We start from the raw sequence: 17,588 nt of genomic DNA, 5'->3' as shown, positions 1-17,588 counted from the left end.
AGCGTCGGCCGGAGATTGCTTGAAGCATTGCTTATTCAGCAAGCCAGTTCTGCCAGCGCTCACGCAGCATATTGCGATTTTCGCCGATCCACTTGAAATCCGGCACCAGCAATAATTTGTAGTTATCCGGTGACGTAGCGTAATTCTTCTGTTCAGCCTCAGGCAACAAAGCCACGCCTTCCTTTGAATGCGTCGCATAATTGGCCGTCTTGATGAAGGCTGGGTGGCCTTCGGCATGACCATAGAAGTAGTTGATGAACTTCAATGCGCCTTCTGGATTTGGCGCATCCTTGAGGATCGCGAAATAGCCCGTATCCATCACGGCATCGTTCCAGCTTACATTGAACGGCGCGCCATCATTCATCGCGCTCAATGCTCTGCCGGAATAAGACATGGTCATAGCAACTTCCTGATCGCGCATGATCTGCGCCACCTGGTTGCCTGTCTTCCACCACACGCTGATATGCGGCTTTATTTCATCGAGTTTTTTGTAAGCGCGATCCAGATCCATCGGGAAGATTTTATCGCGCGGCACGCCATCAGCGATCAAGGCGATTGCAGGCAACCACCAGTCACGGTCGCCGGTATCAGGCAATCCGCGAGGGCCGGGAAAGGTTTTGACGTCCCAGAAATCAGCCCATGTCTGAGGAACCTTATCCTTGTAAACTGACGTGTCATAAGCAAGCAGCATACCGCCAGTCGTTCTGGCAACGCCCTTTTCCTTGCAAGAACCTTCAACGCCTTTAGCTTCAACATTGGGTAGCTTGGAACAATCAATCGTCAATAGAAGATCGGCCTTGTCGACCAGATCAGGACCAGTCGCAGTCACGATATCAAACTCATATTTGTTCGTGCGTTTCATGGCTTCGACTCGTGCCCACTGGTCCGGCACTTCGATATCGAACGGCACGACATCAGTGCCGCTTTCTTCCTTGAAAGGTCCGTAAAACTCTTTCTCAAGCGTCAGGCGCATCTGGCCACCGGTCGTTGCATAGACGACGCTGTCGGCTTTTGCGGTCGACGCTCCACCGGCAAGCATAAATCCGGCACACATCAATAGTCTGGTTGTTTTCTTGAACATGTTTCCCTCACATCTATTGTTTTATTTATTCTTCAGACACAGTCTGTTGCGAGCGCATGGCAAGCGCTCGAAGTCCGGCAGCACCCACCAGAACGATGATTGAAAGCAGTGTCAGCATCACAGCAATCGCAGGAATAATCGGCGTCAGATTTTGCTCGATATCGTCGAACATCATGCGCGGCAGGGTCTTGTCGCGCACGCCTGCCAGAAAGAAAGAAATCACCGGCTCATCGAACGAGATAACAAAAGCGAAAAGCGCCCCCGATAAAACATTCGGCCAGATAAGGGGCAAGGTGACGGCTCGAAACGCCGCGAATCGATTGGCCCCACAGCACATAGCAGCGTCCTCCAGCGCAGGATCGACTTGCGAAAGGGCTGCAACAATCGTGAACACGCTGAATGGCAATGCGATAATCGTATGAGCGATGACGTATCCAGCCGTGGTCTCAGACAATCCAACGCTTTGGAACAGCAGGTAAAGCGCGATTGCCAAGGCGATATGCGGAACGACGATTGGACCAATGAGCAAGGTCTGGAACACCGTTGCCAGCGCACCCTTCCCGCGCACAATTGCATAACTTGCACAAAGGCCAATTACAGCACTGGAGATTGCCGTGAAGAAAGCAATCCGAGCGCTGAATGCGGTGGCACTCATCCACTGTGCGGACTGGAAGAAGGCTCCAAACCACTGCCACGTAAATCCTCTTGGCGGAAACGTGATGTAATCCGTTTCACTGAAAGCCATTGGCAGAATGATGAGGATCGGCACCACGAGAAAGCACAGTACCAAATAAACATAGGCATTGAGGAGCAGATTGCGGGTGTTCATGCACTGCCTCCCATCATTCGGTTAAACTTGAAGACGCGACCGAAGATCAGCGAAACCGCCATAACAAGAAGCGTGAGTATGCCGACCAAAGCTGCTGCAAAAGGCCAATCCAGCGTTTCGCGAAGCTGCTGGGAAATCAGCGTTGCGATCATCATTTCCTTCGGTGATCCCAGCAACGAAGGAGTGATAAAGTAGCCAAGTGCCGTCAGAAAGGTGAGGATCATGCCACCCATCACACCCGGCAGTGTCAGCGGGAAAATAACCTCAAAGAAAGTCCGCACAGGACCAGCGCCAAGAATGGCCGCCGCGCGTGCATAGTCGCGGGGTACATTCCGGATGGCGCCATAGATCGGCAGCACAACGAAAGGCAACAGAACATGCGTCATCGCGATCAGGACTGCGGTTTGCGTGTAAAGAAGCTTCAGCGGCTGATCGATGAGGCCAAGCTGAAGTAACCCCTGATTGACCAATCCATTGCGCTGTAAAAGCACAGCCCATGCAGCCGTTCGCACCAACACCGACGACCAGAACGGCAATAGAATACAAGCGGTTATGAAAATCAGCTTGGGGCCGCTCGAATGCGCCATAAGCCAGGCAATCGGGTAAGCCATAAGCAATGCGATCACGCTGACCAGCGCGGCAATCAATACGGTTCGCCCAAGCACATTCAGATAAACCGGATTGGAGAAGACCCGCTGATAATTATCAAAGGAAAGCGATGGCTCCGTAACAGACAGAGCCAGCAAGCTGACCAGCGGATAAATAAAGAACAGCAACAATAGCGAGAAGAAAGGCAATAGCAGGAGAAGCATCCCGCCTTTCGAGAGCTTGCGTCCGTCCGGCTCGAAAAACATTTTTAACATCGGCTTAGCTCGCTCGAGAATAAACGAGGCTGGCTTCAGGCGCGAAACCTAAACGCAGCTTTTGCCCGGCACCAATGTCGGAAATTGCAGCGCTCGCCAAACGTGCGCGCAGTTCGGTGCCGTCGACCATAGTGCCCAGAATGGCAGTATCTGGGCCGGCATAAATGACATCACGCACGGTGATCTCTAGCCCCTGCTCCGCAGGTATCAACCGCTCCGGGCGAACCGCCATCAGCGCGTCACTGGATTGAGCGCCCATGACATTTTCTGACGGTATGGAAACGACAGTGCCATCGGCAGCCCGCGCCTGCACACCATCCCATGTGATGGGTATCAAGTTCATCTCACCAATGAAGCTCGCAGAAAACAGATTTGACGGGCGATTGTAGAGTTCGCGCGCACCCGCGATTTGCTGGATATGACCGCCCTGAAGGATCGCAACGCGGTCAGCCATTGTGAGCGCTTCGCCCTGATCATGGGTCACAAACACGATTGTCATACCCAGTTCGGCATGAAGGCGCTTGATCTCGATCTGCATTTCTTCGCGCAGGTTTTTATCAAGCGCGGACAAAGGTTCATCCATCAGAAGAACACGCGGCGAATAGACAATCGCGCGGGCCAATGCGACACGCTCCTGCTGCCCACCGGAGAGCTGTTTCGGACTGCGATTGGCGAAATCTGCGAGCCGCACGCGGGCAAGCGCCTCGCGGGCGATACGATGCCGCTCCTCTTTTGGCACACCACGCGTTTTGAGTGGGAAAGCAACATTGTCGAGTACACTCATGTTGGGAAACAGCGTGTAATGCTGAAACACCATACCAATATTGCGCTTATGCGGCGGAACGCGCGTATAGTCGTTGCTACCGAACAAGATACGCCCCTTATCGGGACGCTCAAACCCGGCAAGCATCATGAGGATTGTCGACTTTCCGGAACCAGACGGCCCAAGCAAGGCGAGAAATTCACCAGGTGCAATCTCCATATCGAGATCGTCAACAGCCGTAAAGCTTCCATAGCTTTTCCTCACACCCTGAATGCTGATGCCCAGCCCGGAATCGGGCGTGCTTTTATGGCTAGCCATGCTTTCCCCTGATGTTTTTGTTGTTGGATGAGCTTAACCCGCATTCCACTTCTTTGTCTAGAATGATATATCAAATTTATCGAACTTACCGGCCAGGCTGCAGCCTTCCTGCTGTTTTCTTTCGGAAATCTCCGCTTTTCGCGGCCAGACCCCGATATTTTCGCTAAATGACCCATGAAGTACGCTACTATAATAATATTTACGCATCTTTACGGATTCCATCTTGACATATCTTCATCGTCAGGATCATTTTTGATATATCATAATTCGACGTGACGAGCGTAAAAACGTCGTCAAATGGGAGACAACCAATGCATGCGCATTCCACTTCGGCCCAAACCTTGAACGCACACAATCTCGACGCTGAGCTGCGCGAGCGCGCCGAACGCGTCATCCCCAACGGCATGTGGGGACATCAGCGCGCATCATCTCTCCCAGAGGGTTACCCTCAATATTTTGCGTCTGGTGAAGGTGCCCATGTCACCGACGTTAATGGTAGCAGCTATATCGACTTCATGTGTGCTTGGGGTCCAATCATACTGGGTCATCGCAACACTCTCGTGGATGCAGCAGCGCTCAGCCAGATACAAGCAGGTGACTGCCTCAACGGCCCAACAGCCCACGCAGTCGAACTTGCAGAACTGCTTGTTGAGACAGTGCCGCATGCAGATTGGGCATTGCTTCAAAAGAACGGAACGGATGCCACGACCAACTGCGTTACGATTGCACGTGGCGCCACCAAGCGTCGTAAGGTACTGGTTGCCAAAGGCGCTTATCACGGTGCTGTGCCATGGTGCACACCATCGATTGTTGGCGTAACAGCGGAAGACCGTGCGCATCTTATCCACTATGTTTATAACGATGTTGAAAGCCTGACAGCGGCAGCCAAGCAAGCGGGCGATGATCTGGCCGCAATCATTGTTTCTGCTTTCAAGCACGATCTTGCCATTCCGCAGGAACTCCCGACATCGGAATTTGCAATGACGGCGCGCGCACTGTGTGATGCAGCGGGTGCAGCACTCATTCTCGATGACGTTCGTGGCGGCTTCCGCATCGATCTTGGCGGAAGCTGGCGTGGCACAGGCGTTGAGCCAGATCTGGCTGCCTATTCCAAGGCAATTGCCAATGGTTATTCGCTTGCAGCCATCACTGGCACCAACCGCTTTCGCGAAGCTGCAGGACAGGCCTATATGACCGGCTCGTTCTGGTATGCGGGAGCATCAATGGCCGCGGCAGTTGCTACCATTAAAGAACTAAAGCGCATTAATGGCCCTGCGCTCATGAAACATGCGGGCGAACGCCTGCGCAATGGACTGGATGCACAAGCCCGTGCTCACGGATTTGAACTTCTGCAAACCGGACCTGCCGCAATGCCTCTCGTGCAATTCATCGGCGACACAGATGCGCAACTTGGTGCTCGCTTCTGCCGCGAAGCTTTAAACCGTGGTGTCTATCTGCACCACAAGCACAACATGTTCATATCTTGTGCGCACACGGATGCGGTGATCGATGATGCTCTTTCGCGAACGCAGGATGCCTTCAAGGCAATCTCCGTCAGATAAGGACAAAGCGTGAGCGAACAGGCGGGCGACGATCGGGACAACCTTTCTGACATCGTGTATCAGCAGCTCAAATCGGGGCTGTTGCGCGCGCAGTTCAAACCGCATCAGCGGTTCAAGGTTCGTCAACTGGCTTTGTCGCTGGGCACATCGGAAACGCCTGTCCGCGAAGCGCTGATGCAATTGTCACGCGAAGGCGCGATTGAAATCAAACCGCGCTTTTATATTCGTGTACGACGCTTGAGCCTTGCAGAATACAAAGAAATCCGTGCAATGCGGCTCGTCCTTGAGCCTCTCGCTGCGGAACACGCGCTGACGAATATCTCAGATGAAACCATCGCCAAGCTGGAGACTATCCATCGTGAGTTGACCGAAGCCGAGCGCACCGGGGATTGGCCAGCAGCCTTGCAGATCAACTCGGATTTCCATTTTGCGCTCTATAAGCAAAGCGGCATGGCGCATCTTATCGATGTGCTTGAAAGCCTCTGGATCAGGGTTGGACCCTTGGCATCCGAACAATACCCCTCGGCAAAGCCAACATATCCAGGGCGTCATCAACACGAAAATATTCTTGCCGCTTTGAAGGCGCGCGATAGTTACGCTCTGCGTCTGGCGGTCCAGCTTGATTTGATTGAGGGCGGCACTGCTTTGATAAAGCATCTGCAAGAATACGAACAAAACAATCATGTCGATGCCGATACTGAAATTGGACATTAGACGCAGATCGAAAACGACATTTTATAAATGCCTAGGAGAGAGCTCACTATGCCCCGCGACAAGTTTAAATTTCCTGAGATGGGACCACACGCGATCAAGCCTTGGGCCGTTCGCAAAGGCTATGCGGACGAGCATTTCCTCTCCGATTATCGTTATCAGTTTCCGCGTGAAGACCCGAACCTTCCCGAAGTCTTCGTCTATACCGAAAAAATGTCTTACGATCCCGGCGAAACAGTCGAATTTCATGGCTCCACCACAGCCAAGACATGGTCGATCCAGATATATCGGGACAGCCATGAGCCCCAGATGATGGACGAAGCTTTCGACCTTCCCGGAAGCTTCACCAAAACATCGGAAACCGCCTATATGGATGGTTGCGACTGGCCGGTTCTCTATCGCTGGAAGATTCCAGACGATGCTCGTTCCGGTTTTTATCGCGTTGTCTCGACGTGTATGCGTCCGGATGGCGAACGCTTCGTCCAGCATCACTTTGTCGTCGTGCGCCCCACGAAGAAAACCCGCTCGGGTCGCATTCTCCTCATGTTCGCAACCGGCACCTGGACAGCCTATAATGATTGGGGCGGTGCCAACCACTATTTTGGCACTTGGGGTCCCAACAAGAACGAGGGTTCACCTATCTTGAGCCTGCGCCGTCCATGGTCCAAGGGGATGTGCTGGCTACCGGAGGGAGCTGCGCGCGTCTGTAATCCAGTCTGGCAGGACATGGGCGATGCAACCCGTTACCCATCTAAAGAATGGGGTTATACGATGGGCTTCTCACAGTTTTATTCTTCTGCTGGCTATGCACAATACGAGCGCTATTTCGTGACTTGGGCTGAAGCAGCAGGCTACCAGATCGACTACATCACTCAAACCGATCTCCATTATAACCCATCAATCCTCGATGATTATAATTGTCTTGTGACCGTTGGGCATGATGAATATTGGTCGTGGGACATGCGCAAGACCGTCGAGGGGTTTGTCGCACGCGGCGGGAATCTCGCTCGCTTTGGTGGTAACTTCCTTTGGCAAATCCGGCTTGAGAACGATGGGCAGACGCAAGTGTGCTGGAAGACCAAAGCACCCACGCAAGACCCCATCATGCAGACCGATCAGAAACACTTGTGTACGGCAAACTGGGCAAGCGGCGCCGTAAACTGGCCCGGCGCATCCACGGTTGGTGTTAACGGTGAAAACGGAATGTATGGCAGTTGGGGTGGCTTTTCTCCACGGGGCTCACGCGGACTTACTGTCTATCAACCCGAGCATTGGATCTTCGAAGGCACACATCTGCGCTATGCCGACATCTTCGGCCATGAAGCGCAAATCTTTGGCTACGAAGTCGATGGCCTCAATTATTCGTTCAAGAATGGCTTCCCATATGCCGCGGAAGAACATGGTGTGCCGACCGAGAAGATCGAGATTCTGGCCATGACCCCGGCTTCGATCTACGAGTACGAACTCGACGGCCAGGGACATCGTTACTACGTTCGGGATAGCGATCTGCAAGGCATCTGCGAAATGGCTCCTGATGGCTATGAATCCGCGCGAAAGCGATTGGCCCATGGCGCTGGAATGCTCGTATCAATGAAGCAGGGTGACGGGGAAGTGGTAACCGCAGGGCTTTGTGAGTGGGTGATGGGCCTAAAGCGCAACTGCGCCTACACAACCACCATTACCCGCAATGTGCTCGACCGGTTTCAGGAAACGGGACCAGCTGCTGCGTAACTGGTAAATCAATTCAGGCCCGAATGTCTCATTCGGGCCTGTCGCGATTGCCTATCAACGAGGCATCGGTTTGCTGCCATAATATCCATAGCGTGCACGCACTTCATCAAGCTCGTTTTCGCTCAGGATAGCCGGATCGCCGACCTGACAGGCCAAAATATACTGACGCGCCAGAGTTTCAAGCTTTTCAGCCAGAAGCGTCGCGTGAGCCATATCCCGGCCCCACACGACCATCCCATGACTTGCCATCAGACAGGCGCGATGGTTGCCCATAGCACGAACGATTTCATAGGCCAGAGCATCAGACCCGAACACACGATAGTCAGCGCATGGAACCTTACTGCCGCCAAAGGAAGCGATCATGTAATGGAAAGCTGGCAACGGTTTACGCAAGCAAGAGAGCGCAACGCAATTATCTGCGTGCGAGTGGATCACGGCACCCGCTTCGGGGTGATTGCGCATGATCTCTGTGTGAATGCGCCATTCGCTGGATGGAACCTTGCCTGCCAGATGCTCGCCTTCGACCGACACAAGGCTCATATCTTCGGGCTTCATAAGCGATGTGGCACCCGTTGGCGTCACCCAAACATGTTCGCCCTCACGAATGCTGATATTGCCGCTGCTACCGTGATTAAAACCCTTGTTTTCCATATGGCGCATAGCATCCACAATTGCGCGGCGCGCAGTAAGGTTCTGATCGTAGTCGGTTGGCATCGTGTATTCCCCATCTGTTTGCAGCCAAGAATTTTTGATGTCGCGTAGAGCGCGTTTCGATCTGATTAAATCAGATCGGTGCTCTCATTGTTCGTTTTTACACACATCTTATCCGAAAACCGCTTCACACTTTTCGGAGTGTGCGCCAACTTCATAATCCCGGTAATTGACGTGGTCTATCAAAATGATACTTGTTTGGAATTAAATTTCATTATCACAGAAATAGCGTTGGATATGGCCTGATATGAGGATAAAAATGGGGAACACAGCCACTCTGGGTATCATTGCCGACGACATGACTGGCGCGTTGATGGTCGCAGCCTATTACGAGACAGCAGGAATTAAAACTGCGGTAGTAACTGAAATCGACGCAATCCGGGAATGTGACGGTGAAACTGTCGTTATATGGGCTGGAAGAACACGCCTCGCCGATCCGGAAGAAGCATGTTTGCAGATTACCCGCGCCGCCGGCGCTTTCGATGCGATTGGATGTGATCAGGTCATTTACAAAGTCTGCGCCAGTTTCGATTCAACGGAACAGGGAAACGTGGGGCCTGCTGCTGACACATTGCGTGCGCGCTACAATCCAAGCAGCCTATTGTTCTGCCCCGGCTTCCCAAAGTTCAATGCTACGGTACATCAAGGCTATCTCTTCTACCGAAGCCGTCTCATCTCCGAATCTGTCAAACGCTATGACCCTGCCACCCCGATGAACGATCCAGACATGGTACGCTTCATCGGCAAGCAGACAGCCGAACCTGTCGGCCTTCTGCCCCACTCCGTTCTGCTCAAAGGCAGAGAGGCCGCACAAGCACATCTTGATGCGATGGCAAGAGGTGGCACCTGCTACTGCGTCGTCGATGCAAGCGATGATGGCGATGTCAAAATCGCTGCAGAACTGGCAAGAGCGCAACCGACAATGGTCAGTTCTGACGCCGTTCTCATCCAGCTTGGGATCGACCGTTTCGCACCCAAACCAGCCATATCTGTTGCGCCGCCATCACCGAGCAACGGCACCGCAGCCGTACTGGTTGGAACCGTTGGACCTATTGCAGATGGGCAGATTGCTGTCTTTGCCGCAAAGCATCCAGTGTTAACGCTTGACCTCATAAAGGATGGTAGCGTTGAAGAGATGGTTTCAAAATCAATGCAATGGGCGAAAGCTCACCATGGAAATCAGCCTTATCTTATATCCACTACAGTACACGATACGCGCGTGAAGGAAATTCAGGCCGAGCTTGGTGTTCGCGGCGCCAGTGAAAAAGGCGAGCGGCTGATATCGGAACTGGCTGCAGCCGTTTCCGAACTTGGCATAGACAAGCTTATTGTGGTGGGTGGCGAAACATCCGGAGGCGTCATAAAGCGTCTTGGCTTGCAGCGGCTTCGCGCGTTTCCTGATAACGGTATCGGGACGGGATTTTGCGAGAGTGATGATAATCATCATACCCGGTTCTTTTTCAAGTCCGGTAAGACCGGAACTGAAACGGTCCTTCTTGATGCCTTGGCCGTTATGTAAGCCGTTTCGATCTTTGAGGTCTTGAAACTGAACAAGTCCATTACCAATTAATGGACACCTCCCGTTATGACGTTTCCTGCTGCACTAGTCATGCAGTGTTCGAAGTCGTCCGGGTAAGAAAAAGGGCGCTCCCCATTGGGTAGAGCGCCCTTTTTTATCTTGAGAATAAAGTCTCGGATCAATTACCAGGTAATCTTGAGACCACCCGAAACCTTGCCAGCGGCATTGGTGGAACCACCGAACTCGACAGCACCGCGGCCGAACAGGCTGACATTTTCCGAAACACGGGCAACCACGCCAACACCGACATCATAACGTGTGCCACCCATATCATTACCGATGCCAGTGCCTGAAGCCACAAGGCCATTCTTGCCCTTGAACTCACGCCTGACGTTAGCATCCGCATAGGTCGTAACGGACTTCACGAACTTCTTCTTTTTAGGAGCCTCCGGCAGAGGAGCAATAACCGTCTTTGCCTTTGCACCCTTCTTGCCCTTCGCGTTCTTAGCAGGCTCATCGGCTTGGCGGGGGCAGCTTCAAGCGTCTCTTCTTCACCACCGAAATAGAAGGTCTTTTCAAGACGCACACCAACACGACCGATCAGCGATTCCGCTTCCTGACCATGGACAGCAATGCCGTAGGGATCAGTGAAGCTGTCTGCCTTGATCTTTGACCAGGTCAGCTGAGCCTGTGGCTGCAGCACAACATTGTTGCCAAGATCAAAGCCATAGCCTGCTTCAATAGACGCGGAGGTTGCCTTGCCCTTATAGCCATTTCGCAGATCAAAACCCGATACAGACTTGGCATTCACGCCAAAGTCGAGCCAGTCTTGCTTGACGACGGCATCTACATAGGCGCCCGTTCCAGGCTTACGGTCAGTTGGAGCTTTCTGCTGCCAGGTCACATAACCACCAAGTCCTTTTGAGGATATCGAACCATCGGCTGTGCGGCCACGAACATCGAAGCTCGAATTCACATATTCTCCAAAGATGCCGACTGTGAGCTTATCGCCAGCCACAAAGACATCGCCCTTTGAATAGTCAGCACCGATCTGGACACCGGCCGTGGTCATGTCAAACCCATGGCCATTATAACCAGTGATGCTCTTTGGCGAATAGGAACCGGTCTTGCCGATACCGCGCATCCAGGCATGAAAGCCATCCTGCATATCTTCTGAGCGCAGTTCGCCCAAGCGCTCATGGAACGTGTCGAGCGTGGTCAATACGTGGTTTTGCGCAGCAGACAGAGCGATCCGGGGCTTTCGGTTACGCCGTGGTCGTGGATGTGCTCGCAGGTGTTGCCGAAGGCTATGCCAAGGGCGGTTATTTTGTCGTTGTGGATGGAAATCGGCCCTTGGTTTCTGCAACCGTTCAAGACAGTCGCCGCGCCACTCCACTACGTTGTACCGGCCGCCGTTAGATGCGGCCATTCATCGCTGTCAGGAACGTGGTGGCGACACGTTGACCGACCCAGAGCCTATCACCGCACCCCTTCAACAATTCTCATCGCTAGAGCAGCATGTTCCGCCTACCGATGGACAAACCCGTCATGAAACGCTGAGCATGATGATCAAGGCTATAGAGGGCGGCAAGTTTCGATTAGCGACATAGGCAGCGTTGAGAAGCAGCCACCAGTCGCTGACTTTTGATACGTCGTAAAAGTCAGCGTATTATCTCGTGTCTGCCGCTTAACTCGCAAGGAGCACAGTTATCGGGGGCAACAAATGCAGTCTCCTGCGTGTCATTTTTGCGCTTTGCTCTGGATCGGGGGGCAACCGAATTTGCGCGAAAACGCGCGGGAAAAGGCGGCGGCACTACCGAAGCCTACCATGACGGCGACAGACTTGACGCTCCGTCCAGAGCGCAGTTCGGCACGTCCCAACGCCAAACGCCAGCCATTCAGATACGCTCCCGGCGACTGACCAACGGTTTGCTTGAAGGCTACAATGAATTGCCCGCGCGACATTCCCGCGATGGCAGCCAAGTCCGCAATCTGCCAACGCCGCACCGGATCGTCGTGCATGGCGACAAGGCTTACGTGAAGTTTGGGATGAGCAAGCCCCGCCAGCAACCCGGCATCGACAGTGCCGATCGCTATCGCTTTGCGGATCGCCAGCACGACGACGATCTCGCATAGCCGCGCCTGAATCGTACCGCCACCGCAGCGAGTGACTTCGACCTCGGCCATGATCAACTCGGACAGCCAAAGCAACTGCGGCTCGTCGGTCAGTGAGAAGCACAACTCATCTGGCAACGCGCCGACCAACGGATTTGCGCTGCCGCCAAAATCCACCTTGGCGGCAGCGAACAAGGCGGCCCCGTCCGGCAGCGCGGCTGTGGATCGCGCCCGGTAAAGCAGATGGGTCGGTCCACCGGAACCATTGACGTTGACGATTAGAAGATTCGCTTCCTTCGCGGATTCACAATGCGTTACGCTGAGGGTAAAGGCTTTTAGAAAAGCGATCAGTCGATCATGCTTTCGCTCGATATTAGAATTTTCGATCATGTACTTATTCTACATCATGATCCTAAATCGTCTATCCTTTCACCAGCCCACAGCTGAAACGACCGACAGGAAATCATATGACATCGGATTCCGCCGCCAAATTCGACGCCTCCCGCGCCGAGGAGTATGCACGCCAGAGCCGGATCGCGTTAGCCGGATATGATGCCTGCCATGAGCTTTCCGCTTGTATGTTGTCTGCCGCCCTGGGTGAAAGAAAGCAGGCCCGAGTTCTGATTGTCGGAGCCGGAGGAACGGCGGGTGAAATCATTGCCGCCGCGCGGCTGGAGCCGGAATGGTCCTTTGTCGCCGTCGATCCGTCGCCGCCGATGCTGGATCTCGCACGCACACATCTGGTCGAGGCCGGAGTGTCCGACCGGGTGGAGACTGTTCATGGCACCGTCGCTGACATCGATTCAGCCCCATCATTCGACGCAGCGATCATGATCGGCGTATTGCACCATCTGCCGGGAGATGCGATGAAGCAGGATATTCTGGCGCAAATCGCAATGCGGTTGAAGCCGGGCGCGCCCTTGGTCATCGCAGGGAATTACCGAGCTTACGCTTCCCAGCCGTTGCTCATGGCAGCTTGGGCCACCCGTTGGCGAATGAACGACGCAGGACCGGAAGAAGTCCAGTCTAAGATGAACAAGATTCTGCAAGGTGCGGAGCCGCCCAGGTCGGAGGAAGCGGTAATCTCCTTGCTAACGGAAGCCGGTTTCGAGGAGCCACTTCGGTTCTTTGCCAGCCTGTTCTGGGGCGCTTGGTTGGCTCGACGCATTCCAAAAATCAAGTGAGCGGCCTGTGTGGGCGCGCAGGTTCGCTAGCCCCGCGACTTCAACGGTGCTTCGATCCCGTTCGTACCTGTCGCAACACTCCTGAATTTGCCGCCAAGTCGCCGACACTGAAAAATCTGTGACTTTGATCGCTATTTGGCACTAATTATCAGCGCTAAGTGGCACCGATTACGAGGACTGATCGCGCCGCCTCCACCACGTCATCCGTGATCGCGTTGAGCTCATTGATGCGCAGGATGCGCTCGATCTGGACGAACAGGCGATGAACGAGGCGGAAGTTGCCGCCGGTGATCCGGACGATCGTGGCGATAGCCTTGGTGTCGGTAAAGTCGGCATCATCGAGGTTGAGCCCAAGCTGCCGCCAGCGCCGGGTGAGAACGAATGTCAGTTCTTCATCCTGCAAGGGCCGGTAAGCATGGGCGAAGCCGACCCGGCTGTAGAGCTGGGGCCTCATCTGAATGCCGGGCATGCCGATTAGGATCAGGCCGACGCCCTCTCGATCAAACATGTCCCGGAGATATTCGAGCGCAGTCGTTGACAGACGCTCTGCCTCGTCAACGATGATGAGTTCGACATGGCTGGGACGGCGGTGGGAAGGAGAACAGCCCGGCGGACTTACATGCTGGTCCACGCAGATATCGACGCGGGAAAGCAGGCGGGGCAAGTCTTTGCGCAGCTCGCCGAGCGTGGCCCCGACTGTCGGCGTGTAGAAGACCGAACGTGACCGGGCGAGTGCTGCATAGACCTTTGCGTCCGATTCTTCCCTTGGCCCCCATTCATTCAGTAGGGTTTGGGCAACATCCCATCGGGCATAGCGCCGGGCGGAAAGTGTTTTTCCGACGCCGGCAGGGCCGTGACAAACACCGATATAGCGGTGCTTGCGAACAGCGTCGGCGAACTCGGAGAAACGACGATGCTCCCCGGTGACGATGAAGGTTCCTGTTCGCTCGCCACCCTGGTGCACTCTCATCCTCTGTCCTCGGCATAAAGGCGCAGACGTGGCCGAGTTGGTAGCGCTGCTTCCGGTTTCGGTTTTGCAGGAGCCGAACTTGGGACGGATGGAGCTGGCAGCAGATCGGCGACACGGCCTCGCTTCTCCTTGATGTCCTGCCGCACTTTGCGGCGATGGGCGGCGCGAGCGGTCTGCACGTCCTTCAGCGTGACGCTCCGATCGGTATGTTCGGCGTTGACGGCGCGGCAGAGGAACGCATTCCGGTGAAACACCCGTATCTCGCCCATGTCGCGCGGGTCGTAGCGGACGGTCACAGGCTCGCCGACATAGGCCGCGAGTGTCGGACTGAGGAAGCGCAGCCCCTCGAAATGAATTCCGTCCCGGCGGATGACGCGGGGCTTGGCGACCATGACCAACAATGTGTCGAGCGCTTCCAGATCGTCCGGCAGGCGAGGTAGCCAGCCTTTGCCGCGCCAAGCTTCGATCGGGGCTACGCCGATCGCGCTGTGCTTCCTCATGTTGTAGATATTCACGATGAAAGTACCGATCGCCGCGTCCAGTTCCGGCAATGACAAACGGGGCATGGAGGCGACTTTTCCTTCGAGAAGGTGCCCCGGCAGCTCGGGCAGCAATTCCGTATTGATCGTGCCAAACAGCCGCTCGACCTTGCCGCGCCCCTGGGACGGGCAACGGTAGAATAGATGATCTGAAAGCGAAGATCGGCGGACGCCTGGTCGAGATGAATGCTGGTGAAGTCGGACCCATGATCGACATGCAGCACGTCAGGAATCCCGCAAACCGGCCAATCGGTTTGCGGCTTTCTCCAGATCGCCTGGCGCAGTGCCAGCGACGTATTCAGCGCCGATGGGGCTCCCAGGAATACCATGTATCCCGCGACGGCGCGGGAATAGTCATCGATCACGGTCGTAAGCCAAGGCCGTACTTCTTTGCCGTTCGCGTCGAGGATCAGGATGTCAAGCTGGGTGTGATCGGCTTGCCATGTTGCGTTCGGCCGCTCGGCACGATGCCGATGGATGAGTTCATATCGGTCACGGAACGCGGCTTCGCCTTCATGGGCGAGTGTCAGGGTGGCCGGACCGATCCCGCCGACGATTGAATGAACGCTCGCGTAGGACGGCGGCCGCAATCCTCGTTCCGCCGCGACTTTGCAGATCCGGCGATGAATGGTCGCGATCGACAGGCGCGGTCTGGTGAGCGCCAACCCTTCGACCAATCCTATAAGATTGGCATCAAGCCGCCGATCACCGGCATCCGCGCGCTGCTTGCGTCTGAGAGCTGCAGGGCCGCCCTCCCGCATCCGGGCGATCCAGCGCCGGGCGGTGCGGAGCGGGATGCCGGCGGCGGCAGCCACCTTCGTCAGTGGGGCTTCGCCGTCGATGTAGGGGCGCAATACCGCGATGCACATCGCGGTATCTGCATCGCCATCCTCTGCCTTGCTCATTCATCCCTCTGTCCGAAAGAGGATCGTTCAACGGACGGTTTTCCCCGCACTTACCGGCACGCCGGAAAGTCCGCTTTTGGTGGAGTGACGTTCGTCTCATTTGAATGGTACTATATTTCTTGCGTTGAAGGAGCCCCTTACGTTACAGATTCAAGTATGACGAACACGCTCATTGGCTATGCCCGCTGCTCAACCGACAAGCAGGACCTCGCCGCCCAGAAGGACACTTTGATTAAGCTCGGCGTCGCGGGGGATCGCATCTATACCGATCACGGATTCACCGGCGCGAATCGAGCCCGGCCCGGTCTCGACCAAGCGCTTGCGGCGGTGCGTAGCGGCGATACGCTCGTCGTGCCCAAGCTCGACCGTCTCGCACGCTCTGTCCCTGACGCGCGCACAATCGGGGATGATCTTGCTGCGCGGGGTGTGAGGTTGCAGATCGGGGCGAGCGTCCATGATCCGTCCGACCCAATGGGCAAGCTGTTCTTCAACATCCTCGCCACCTTCGCCGAGTTCGAGGCCGACTTGATCCGGATGCGGACGCGCGAAGGAATGGCGGTCGCCCGTTCCAAGGGAAAGCTGCGAGGCAAAAAGCCGAAGCTCTCCGATCGCCAGCAAAAGGAGCTGCGCCGGATGTATGACACCGGCGACTATTCGGTCAGCGATCTTGCAGAAGTGTTTTCCATCGCCCGCCCGACGGTCTATCGCACGCTTGCTCGTCATGCTGCAGATAGCACGTCAAGATAACAGCAGACTTCGATTTCCCCTCATCATTTCCACGAGTTCAAATGAAATTCCTTATTGACCCTAGCGCAATCCGTGTTGCCGCAGACCGCATCCACCACAACGTCGTCCGGACCGCAACCATCGAGAGCCCTGGTTTGTCTTCCATCATCAAGCGGCCAGTCTACCTCAAATTAGAGAACACGCAGGTTGGCGGCTCTTTTAAGGCGCGGGGTGTTTTGAACAAGTTCGCTGAAATTCGATCTCAGCTGCCCTCCCAACGCTTTGTCGCAGTCAGCGGCGGCAATTTCGGGATAGCGGTCGCGCAGGCGGCTGCAAGCCTGAACGCCAATGTTACGATCATTATGCCGCAAACAGCGCCTGCTTCGTCCATCGCAAAAATCCGGGCGCTTGGCGTCCCCGTTGTCGTGACAGTAGACGTTCGAGAGGCTTTTGCGCACGCGGAAATGCTTGCACAGCAGGGCTATGTTATTCTCGATGACTGCGACGATACGGCGATTGCTGAGGGTCACGGGACATTGGCTTTGGAATTCATCCAGGACTGCCCGGCTTTAACTGATGTTTTTGCTGCGGTGGGAGGTGGTGCAATGCTGGCTGGTGTCGCGACGGCTTTAAAAGCCATCAAACCGGAGATTCGGATATGGGGCGTCGAGACCGATGGTGCGAACTCTATGGATCGGGCACTACGCGCCAAAGCTCCTGTAGAAATCGCAGTAAGCTCGATTATCTCGACGCTCGGTGTCCCGATGGTCAGTGATCTGATGCTGCATCACGCCCAGACCTATCTGGAAAATGTTGCAGTTGTTTCCGATCTCGAGGCCATCGCTGGGATGCTCTGTTATGGCGAGAGTGCAGGGCAGTGGGTTGAGCTTGCGTCGGGAGCCGCCCTCGCAGGTGCTATTCAGGTGGCTAAGAAGCTTCCCTCTGACGCAATCGTCGGGTTGATCGTTTGTGGAGGCAATATCGCGTCAGAGGATATGAGGAAATGGATCGCTTATAGATCCCAGGTCTCATGAGCATCAGACTGTCGCCAATCGGTGCCA

General features: G+C 55.0%; 18 protein-coding genes and 1 pseudogene. 8 read left to right on the top strand and 11 right to left on the bottom strand.

Annotated elements, in window-relative coordinates; translation table 11 throughout:
• Positions 1-31: 31 nt before the first annotated feature.
• From CES85_RS09175 to CES85_RS09160, 4 genes are read right to left on the bottom strand one after another with little or no spacing between them, the layout of a single operon-like run.
• Positions 32-1,081 (bottom strand): extracellular solute-binding protein, encoded by a 1,050-nt coding sequence (locus CES85_RS09175; protein WP_095445581.1) that lies wholly within the window; start codon positions 1,079-1,081, stop codon positions 32-34.
• 25 nt (positions 1,082-1,106) lie between these two features.
• Entirely contained in the window at positions 1,107-1,910 is an 804-nt protein-coding gene (locus CES85_RS09170) for an ABC transporter permease (protein WP_095445580.1), read from the bottom strand.
• Positions 1,907-2,773, bottom strand: coding sequence for an ABC transporter permease (locus tag CES85_RS09165; RefSeq protein WP_095445579.1), 867 nt, complete (start codon positions 2,771-2,773; stop codon positions 1,907-1,909). Before CES85_RS09165 ends, CES85_RS09170 begins: the two co-directional genes overlap by 4 nt.
• 4 nt (positions 2,774-2,777) lie before the next feature.
• Positions 2,778-3,854 (bottom strand): ABC transporter ATP-binding protein, encoded by a 1,077-nt coding sequence (locus CES85_RS09160; protein WP_095445578.1) that lies wholly within the window; start codon positions 3,852-3,854, stop codon positions 2,778-2,780.
• 311 nt (positions 3,855-4,165) lie between these two features.
• Between CES85_RS09160 and CES85_RS09155 the strand changes: the two genes are divergently transcribed.
• The 3 genes from CES85_RS09155 to CES85_RS09145 are packed head-to-tail and all read left to right on the top strand — an operon-like array spanning position 4,166 to position 7,858.
• On the top strand, positions 4,166-5,416 hold the full coding sequence (locus CES85_RS09155) for an aminotransferase class III-fold pyridoxal phosphate-dependent enzyme (RefSeq protein WP_095445577.1): 1,251 nt from the start codon (positions 4,166-4,168) through the stop codon (positions 5,414-5,416).
• 9 nt (positions 5,417-5,425) lie between these two features.
• Positions 5,426-6,130, top strand: a complete 705-nt coding sequence (locus CES85_RS09150) for a GntR family transcriptional regulator (protein ID WP_095445576.1) — start codon at positions 5,426-5,428, stop codon at positions 6,128-6,130.
• Positions 6,131-6,178: 48 nt separating this feature from the next.
• On the top strand, positions 6,179-7,858 hold the full coding sequence (locus CES85_RS09145; RefSeq protein ID WP_095445575.1) for a N,N-dimethylformamidase beta subunit family domain-containing protein: 1,680 nt from the start codon (positions 6,179-6,181) through the stop codon (positions 7,856-7,858).
• A 54-nt stretch (positions 7,859-7,912) separates the two neighbouring features.
• On the opposite strand, the gene CES85_RS09140 is transcribed toward CES85_RS09145, so the two are convergent.
• Entirely contained in the window at positions 7,913-8,572 is a 660-nt protein-coding gene (locus CES85_RS09140) for a class II aldolase/adducin family protein (protein WP_095445574.1), read from the bottom strand.
• A gap of 295 nt (positions 8,573-8,867) precedes the next feature.
• On the opposite strand from CES85_RS09140, the gene CES85_RS09135 reads away from it, so the two are divergent.
• Complete coding sequence (locus tag CES85_RS09135; RefSeq protein ID WP_244923254.1) at positions 8,868-10,088, top strand: four-carbon acid sugar kinase family protein; 1,221 nt, start codon at positions 8,868-8,870, stop codon at positions 10,086-10,088.
• A gap of 182 nt (positions 10,089-10,270) precedes the next feature.
• Here CES85_RS09135 and CES85_RS28115 read toward each other — a convergent pair whose 3' ends face one another.
• Positions 10,271-10,513, bottom strand: a complete 243-nt coding sequence (locus CES85_RS28115) for an autotransporter outer membrane beta-barrel domain-containing protein (RefSeq protein ID WP_095445572.1) — start codon at positions 10,511-10,513, stop codon at positions 10,271-10,273.
• Positions 10,510-11,310 carry an autotransporter outer membrane beta-barrel domain-containing protein gene (locus CES85_RS09125; protein WP_280523377.1) on the bottom strand — a complete coding sequence of 267 codons (801 nt, stop codon included), beginning with the start codon at positions 11,308-11,310 and terminating at the stop codon, positions 10,510-10,512. The genes CES85_RS28115 and CES85_RS09125 overlap by 4 nt, the downstream gene beginning before the upstream one ends.
• A gap of 47 nt (positions 11,311-11,357) precedes the next feature.
• On the opposite strand from CES85_RS09125, the pseudogene CES85_RS27795 reads away from it, so the two are divergent.
• A pseudogene (locus tag CES85_RS27795) lies at positions 11,358-11,698 on the top strand (ATP-binding protein); the annotation flags it as partial.
• Positions 11,699-11,828: 130 nt separating this feature from the next.
• Here the strand turns inward: CES85_RS27795 and CES85_RS09115 are convergent.
• On the bottom strand, positions 11,829-12,593 hold the full coding sequence (locus CES85_RS09115; RefSeq protein ID WP_095445570.1) for an AraC family transcriptional regulator: 765 nt from the start codon (positions 12,591-12,593) through the stop codon (positions 11,829-11,831).
• A gap of 77 nt (positions 12,594-12,670) precedes the next feature.
• Here CES85_RS09115 and CES85_RS09110 point away from each other — a divergent pair, with 77 nt between their 5' ends.
• Positions 12,671-13,387 (top strand): class I SAM-dependent methyltransferase, encoded by a 717-nt coding sequence (locus CES85_RS09110; RefSeq protein WP_095445569.1) that lies wholly within the window; start codon positions 12,671-12,673, stop codon positions 13,385-13,387.
• A 154-nt stretch (positions 13,388-13,541) separates the two neighbouring features.
• Here the strand turns inward: CES85_RS09110 and CES85_RS09105 are convergent, their stop codons facing one another.
• Genes CES85_RS09105 through CES85_RS27540 form a run of 3 tightly spaced genes read right to left on the bottom strand, consistent with a single transcriptional unit; the run spans position 13,542 to position 15,801 of the window.
• Positions 13,542-14,351: an AAA family ATPase gene (locus CES85_RS09105; RefSeq protein ID WP_244923185.1), complete on the bottom strand. Its 810-nt coding sequence runs from the start codon at positions 14,349-14,351 to the stop codon at positions 13,542-13,544.
• A gap of 2 nt (positions 14,352-14,353) precedes the next feature.
• On the bottom strand, positions 14,354-14,923 hold the full coding sequence (locus CES85_RS27545; protein WP_208636270.1) for a Mu transposase C-terminal domain-containing protein: 570 nt from the start codon (positions 14,921-14,923) through the stop codon (positions 14,354-14,356).
• On the bottom strand, positions 14,869-15,801 hold the full coding sequence (locus CES85_RS27540) for a TnsB C-terminal domain-containing protein (protein ID WP_208636269.1): 933 nt from the start codon (positions 15,799-15,801) through the stop codon (positions 14,869-14,871). The genes CES85_RS27545 and CES85_RS27540 overlap by 55 nt, the downstream gene beginning before the upstream one ends.
• Before the next feature lie 156 nt (positions 15,802-15,957).
• Here CES85_RS27540 and CES85_RS09095 point away from each other — a divergent pair, with 156 nt between their 5' ends.
• Both CES85_RS09095 and CES85_RS09090 read left to right on the top strand, forming a co-directional pair.
• Positions 15,958-16,548 carry a recombinase family protein gene (locus CES85_RS09095; RefSeq protein ID WP_095445567.1) on the top strand — a complete coding sequence of 197 codons (591 nt, stop codon included), beginning with the start codon at positions 15,958-15,960 and terminating at the stop codon, positions 16,546-16,548.
• Positions 16,549-16,589: 41 nt separating this feature from the next.
• The gene (locus tag CES85_RS09090) at positions 16,590-17,561 is read left to right on the top strand and encodes a threonine ammonia-lyase (protein WP_095445566.1); all 972 of its coding nucleotides are present in this window, start codon (positions 16,590-16,592) and stop codon (positions 17,559-17,561) included.
• Positions 17,562-17,588: the final 27 nt, after the last annotated feature.

This window comes from Ochrobactrum quorumnocens (assembly GCF_002278035.1).
Taxonomy (GTDB): domain Bacteria; phylum Pseudomonadota; class Alphaproteobacteria; order Rhizobiales; family Rhizobiaceae; genus Brucella; species Brucella quorumnocens.
This window is presented reverse-complemented; position numbering and strand designations above follow the sequence as displayed.

Bases quoted from the DNA above. Each gene is read 5' to 3' on its own strand.
- CES85_RS09165 (WP_095445579.1), bottom strand. From the start codon at position 2,773: ATGTTAAAAATGTTTTTCGAGCCGGACGGACGCAAGCTCTCGAAAGGC.
- CES85_RS09140 (WP_095445574.1), bottom strand. From the start codon at position 8,572: ATGCCAACCGACTACGATCAGAACCTTACTGCGCGCCGCGCAATTGTG.
- CES85_RS27545 (WP_208636270.1), bottom strand. From the start codon at position 14,923: ATGCCCCGTTTGTCATTGCCGGAACTGGACGCGGCGATCGGTACTTTC.
- CES85_RS09095 (WP_095445567.1), top strand. From the start codon at position 15,958: ATGACGAACACGCTCATTGGCTATGCCCGCTGCTCAACCGACAAGCAG.
- CES85_RS09155 (WP_095445577.1), top strand. From the start codon at position 4,166: ATGCATGCGCATTCCACTTCGGCCCAAACCTTGAACGCACACAATCTC.
- CES85_RS09160 (WP_095445578.1), bottom strand. From the start codon at position 3,854: ATGGCTAGCCATAAAAGCACGCCCGATTCCGGGCTGGGCATCAGCATT.
- CES85_RS09090 (WP_095445566.1), top strand. From the start codon at position 16,590: ATGAAATTCCTTATTGACCCTAGCGCAATCCGTGTTGCCGCAGACCGC.
- CES85_RS09135 (WP_244923254.1), top strand. From the start codon at position 8,868: ATGACTGGCGCGTTGATGGTCGCAGCCTATTACGAGACAGCAGGAATT.
- CES85_RS27540 (WP_208636269.1), bottom strand. From the start codon at position 15,801: ATGAGCAAGGCAGAGGATGGCGATGCAGATACCGCGATGTGCATCGCG.
- CES85_RS09110 (WP_095445569.1), top strand. From the start codon at position 12,671: ATGACATCGGATTCCGCCGCCAAATTCGACGCCTCCCGCGCCGAGGAG.
- CES85_RS09175 (WP_095445581.1), bottom strand. From the start codon at position 1,081: ATGTTCAAGAAAACAACCAGACTATTGATGTGTGCCGGATTTATGCTT.
- CES85_RS09170 (WP_095445580.1), bottom strand. From the start codon at position 1,910: ATGAACACCCGCAATCTGCTCCTCAATGCCTATGTTTATTTGGTACTG.
- CES85_RS09145 (WP_095445575.1), top strand. From the start codon at position 6,179: ATGCCCCGCGACAAGTTTAAATTTCCTGAGATGGGACCACACGCGATC.
- CES85_RS09115 (WP_095445570.1), bottom strand. From the start codon at position 12,593: ATGATCGAAAATTCTAATATCGAGCGAAAGCATGATCGACTGATCGCT.